Source organism: Candidatus Cloacimonadota bacterium, from assembly GCA_011372345.1.
Classification (GTDB): Bacteria; Cloacimonadota; Cloacimonadia; order Cloacimonadales; family TCS61; genus DRTC01.
In genome coordinates, this window is the sequence record DRTC01000190.1 from 1 (window position 1) to 5,676 (window position 5,676).

Here is a 5,676-nt window from a genome sequence, read left to right on the forward strand (position 1 = left end):
ACTTAAAGGTTTTGAAGGCAAACTAAAACAAACTTCCGTACCTGTTCCCAATTCACTTTCTATTCGAATCTCACCGTCATTTTTCTCGATAAATTCTTTGCAAAGGATCAAACCGAGTCCTGTCCCTTTTTCGTTATTCGTACCGGGAGTAGAGATTACTTCATCGATTTGAAAGATCTTCGATATTTGAATTTCGGACATTCCAACTCCGTTATCACAAATCGAGATTTCCAATTTGTCACCTATTTCTTTTTGTCGTATTTTTATCTCACCATTTTTTTCCGTAAATTTGATTGAATTCGTAATCAAATTCTGCAGAACTGAATAGATCATATTTTTATCTGCAAAAACTCTCGTATTTTCTTTTATTTTGGAGATCAGGAGAATTTCTTTTTGAGCTGATTTGGAATTCAACACTTTCAGAACATCCTGCATTATTTCAAAAATATCAAATTCCTGCGGTTCATAATGAATTCTACCGATTTGTATTCTCGACCATTCCAGCAGATTTTCCAGTAATTTATATAGATTTTCAACAGAATCTTCCAATTCTTTGGAAACCATTTTGATCTCTTTTTTGTCCATTTCTTCAATGTTGGAAAGAAGTTTTGTTCCCATCCTCAATGATGTAAAAGAATTTTTCAGATCGTGTGAGATAATCGAGAAAAATCGATCTCTGGTTTTATTCATGATCTCAAGTTCATCTTTTTGTTTGCGAATGATCCGGTCTGCTTTCTCCAAGTCCGATAAGGTTTTTTTCTTCAAACGATATTGCTTATAAACAAGAACCATCGAAATGAGGATGATCAAAGAAATGATGATCAAAAAATTCCTCAAAGATTTCTGGCGTGAAATAGCCAGTTCGTTGAATTCATTTTTCTGCCTGAGGATGACATTTTCCTGCTCTTTTTTTTCGGTTTCGTATTTGGTTCTCATATCAGCAAATTGCTGATGTTTTTCTTCGCTGAAAACAGAGTCTTTCAGTGACATGTGTTTTTCCATAAAAAGTAGTGCTTTTCGATAGTTTTCTGTTTCGGAATAAACATCAGAGATCGAGCTGTAATTATTGATCAGTAGCTGTTTATATTTAATTTTCTCTGCTAATTTATTGCTTTCCTCAAGGTATTTTAATGCTTTATCATAATTTTTCATTTCAGAATGAACCAGTCCAATATTGCTTAAAGTTGCTGCTGCTCCTATTTTATCTTTTATCTCGAGTTGTATTTCTAATGCTTTTTGATAATATTGGAGTGCTTTCTCAAAATCACCTAATTTTTTATAAGAAATTCCTAATCCGTTTAAGGAAGCAGCAATTCCCTTTTTATTGTTCAGTTTTTCTTTTATTTTTAAAGATTTTTCCTGATATTCAATAGATTTTTTATAGTTTTTTTCATCCTTAAACAACATTCCAATCCAGTTCAGGACAACGGCTTCACCCATTTTATTGCCAATTTCCTGGTATATTATCAATGCCTTTAAAAGATTTTCTCTCGCTTCTTCAATTTTTTCCCACTTTCGGTAAATCTTTCCAATCCCGATCATGGCATGAGCAATGTCTTCTTGATTTGAGAAATTTTCACTGTATTCCAATGCTCTTTGAAAATACTCTAAAGATTTTTTATATTCACCCCAATAGTAATATATTTGCCCGGTATTCATCAGCGGTAGCGTCAGGATTTCATCATTGATTCCTTTTCCGGTCTCGATAGATTCAAAATAATATTTGAGAGCTTTTTGATAATCTGTTTGAGCGTAATAAATTGAACCGAATCCATTTAAAATTTTCGAAATAATGCTTTTATCACCAATTTCCCGGGCATATTTCATTGCTTTCTCAAGATATTCCAGAGCTTTTGTATAATCGTTCTGATGTTTATAATAAGTTGCATAAAAATAATATACAGCAGGTTTTTCAGAAATAATATTATATTTCTCGCATAACTCCAGAGCCTGATCAGCATAATCGAAACTTTTTTTAACTGATATATCAATGTTTTTATCAGCCAATTCAATTAAAATTTGAACTTTTTCTTTACCTTTAGCATTTGATAAAGCCGTTTCCAGACTATCGATTACAGAGTTTGCACCAAAGATGGAAATTGCGATCAGGGGAAAAAACAGCAGAAAAAATTTCTTCATTTCATTTCCTTTGTTTTAATTAAGCAACAAAGGAAAGAATAGTAAAAAAGTCAAGTGGGTTTTTTTAAAGGTCATACTTGAAAATCAGATAACAAAAAAACCTCAATCATCTCAACGGTTATTATCAAGGGGGCAAGTAATTACCGTCAGGATTGAGGTTATTTATATTTCGGTGGAGGATTGTTCTTCCGTATTCATTGACTCTAATTTATGAGAGTATGAATCGTGAACAATTACTCCACCTAAGGAATATGATACGCAGTGATCTTATAGAATTTTTTTACTTCCGATACCATGTTTGACCAAGTTGTTTCTGCAATACCAGAATCCTCTAAAATCCATTCAGCATACGGATCATTTGTGGAATAGATATTATATGTAACTCCGCTGATCGTATAACCTCCGGTATCGAGCGTAACTTCATCCCAGTTCAAGATCACATTTTCTTCATTTTTGGTTATCGTCAGATTTTCAGGCATTAGCGGTGGATAAGATAGCGCTCCTCCACCGCCGTTATTCATTGCCCAAGGAGAAAAATGTTCGGTAGTATAATTTACAGAATAAGGAGAAGAAGTGAAATACCAGGAATTAACAGAAACCTCTTCATCAAGATAATCAGGAATCCATTCTTGTCCGCCTTCCGGGATGTTCCAAAGTTGCAGATTATCATTACCGGCAGGAATTGGAGAAGTAAACTCAAAATTTACATTGCAGGGAAAAGCAGCGAAACTAATATCCGGTTTAATATTAAACCAGGCATCTAATGTATGTTCGGGATGAGGACATACAGGATCTTCTAAAGATAGATCGATGAGGACATTACCATAATTATCCCACCCGGAATAATCATGAGGATCGATAGTAATACTGACATTTTCAAAAAAATAGGTGAAAGGATCTCCTCGAAAACCAGGTAAATCCGAAAAATTATGCTGTATTTCACCTTCAGAAAGGTTATTCAAACTTAAAGAATTTTCAGAGCCAAACAGTCTGGTAACTCCCGAATTATCATATCCGACAATTAGATTCTCGGCAAATTCGGATGCTTCTCCAAAAGAAAGAGAAGATATATTTCCTGAATTCAAAGGTGAAGGAATATTGAATTCTCCACGAATACTATCCTGTCTTGGACTTTCCGCACCAATGATATAAATTCTTCCCTGTTCATTATGATTTACGGCAACCCAGAGAGCATTATCGTCTGTTTCCAGAGCAGAGCAAGCAGCGGAACCCCATAATCTGATCGTTGGATATCCACCGGTTGTGTATTTGATTCCAGTGTGATAAACAGTGTTTTTATCATATTTATCAGCGGAGCCTCTATCTCCGTTATAATTTACATCCTGATCGGAAAGATATAAGAAATTGTTCGTTATCACCATATCCGAAGGTTCGGCATTCTCAGACCACGAATAACCGGAATCTTCATCAGAATCAAATTCACCTTCATTAAGGAAATCGGAACTATCTTTGAAGACTTGGTACAAATCGAGATAAAATAATTCATCATCATTCGAGAACAATACATTTTTTACCGGTCTGTCTTGAGTGATAATATCATAACTTTTAGTATTATCTTCCAAATTTACAACTGTGACAGCTCCGTAGCCTGAAGAATCCAGACCATTCGCTATTGCGAGATAAGTTTTTTCTTCTCTGCCGTTATCGATAACTTTTGCTTGAAGATCATACACGGTTGTACTTAATAATTGAACATAAGTTCTTTCATAATCCGTCCAGCCGCGATGTTTGTTTCTCTGGGAAATATCGGCAAAACAATCCCAACCTGTTCCATGAGGAGCAGGACTTTCATGGGCATCGTAAAACCAGGATTTGTCCAGAACAAAATCGATCACTCCCACACCGAGCATATATCCACTGTAAGCTCCGCAATAGATCCTTCCATCTAAAGCATAGATCGTGTGTAAAGTATCCGCGACCATGTTCTGCTTATTTCCCGGATCTCGTTCGTGATCGAAACTTTTAAATCTCATCCAGAGTTCATTATCGGAAGCATCGATGATATCCAAACCTTTATCGGTTGCCACGAGTATTGCCTGTTCGGGAAAATTATTTGTCGTTCCTCTGACGACACTTCCATAATTCCCAAAAGTGCTTGTTCCTGATCCTAATATAAAATCATCGATCTTTACTTCGATATCGTTCGGATATTCACCATAATGATATATCATCGGGAAAACATCAAAATCTCCAAAATCCGTTACTTCCCCGATTTGATTCCAAATCCAGCCATTTTCTTCGTCCCATTCACAATAAGAAACAGAGCAAAATGAATTATATCTAATTATTTGAAGTTTTCCTTCCGTATCATCGGTTGGAATTTCATAACCTGTTTCATTATTGATATAAACATCGGTTCCGTCGGCTTTTTTCCTTCGGGCAACGGAATATTGCTGATCATGATCGTTCACATTTACGATTGCAAACCTCAATTCACCGTCATCGTCGCAGACAAAATCCTTGAAACTAATCTGAATGACAAAGGTTCCGGAAAGTTCCCATTTATTTAATGAATAAATCCCTTTACCTTTATTAGTAGTTGGATATACACTTCCTGAAAGATCAACCCAATCATCATAAACCGGACTTCCAACACTTGGAATTTGCTGCCAGCGATTAGCATCCAGTTCCGTACCGGTAAAATCATCCGACGGATTGGACGGTTCCTGGTACCAACTTTTTGAAATATCATTTCTCCATTCATCACTGATGTTGTCTTGTGCAGTATCATAGAAAAAGACATCATAAACATTGTCGCTTTGCAAGATCCCGTTTTCCACATTGTAGTCCGTAAAATCAAAAGCAGAGATCGATAGTTTCAAGAAAATTACTAAAATGATAAATGTTATTTTTTTCATCATTCCTCCTTAAATTTCAGAATTTGCTAATACATACATCGTACCAGAACAAAATCTGATTTTTACAAATTTTTATATTTCTTTATGAGTTAAGAAGTTATGATGTTAAAAATTTATTTTTTGGGGAAAAATAAGATATTTAAATTTTACTTTATCGGAAAAATGTGCTATATGAATGGTACAGGTTGTACCGGAAAGGGTACTGTTGGTGTGAAAAACTATGAGTAGATAACATGCATGCCAGTTCATACATGATAAATCTTCTTATCCTTTTTTGAAAGGATAAGAATTAATCTGAAAAAAATATTGAAAATGAGATTTTAACAGTAGGAAGCAATTTCAGCTACTGATTAGAGAACTAATCCGGATTCAGTTAAAACTGAATATCGAATCTTGCAGGAAAATTAGTAATTGATTTGATTGAGCTATCAAATCAAAAAAATCGGACTCCCCGAGATTTACCGAAAAGTCCAATCATCTAATTACTATAAAGTTATAATAAACTTATCAACCATTAGTCTTACCGCTTTTGCCGGTCTTCCTAAATCTTCACTATACAGAGGTTTGAAGGTTTCATTGAGACTGTCCCAAGCGATTACTTCGGCTAATTAACACAATGGGTGTGAAAGGTTGAGAATATTGGTAGATACATTTGAAA

General features: G+C 34.9%; 2 protein-coding genes and 1 pseudogene. All 3 read right to left on the minus strand.

Annotation, left to right across the window (positions count from 1 at the left end; genetic code table 11):
* Positions 1–2,139: tetratricopeptide repeat protein (locus ENL20_03720; protein ID HHE37665.1), on the minus strand; the 2,139-nt coding region annotated here is incomplete at its 3' end.
* A 242-nt stretch (positions 2,140–2,381) separates the two neighbouring features.
* The gene (locus tag ENL20_03725; protein ID HHE37666.1) at positions 2,382–5,018 is read right to left on the minus strand and encodes a hypothetical protein; all 2,637 of its coding nucleotides are present in this window, start codon (positions 5,016–5,018) and stop codon (positions 2,382–2,384) included.
* Between the two features lie 509 nt (positions 5,019–5,527).
* Positions 5,528–5,676, minus strand: a pseudogene (locus ENL20_03730) (IS5/IS1182 family transposase).

Bases quoted from the DNA above. Each gene is read 5' to 3' on its own strand.
- ENL20_03725 (HHE37666.1), bottom strand. From the start codon at position 5,018: ATGAAAAAAATAACATTTATCATTTTAGTAATTTTCTTGAAACTATCG.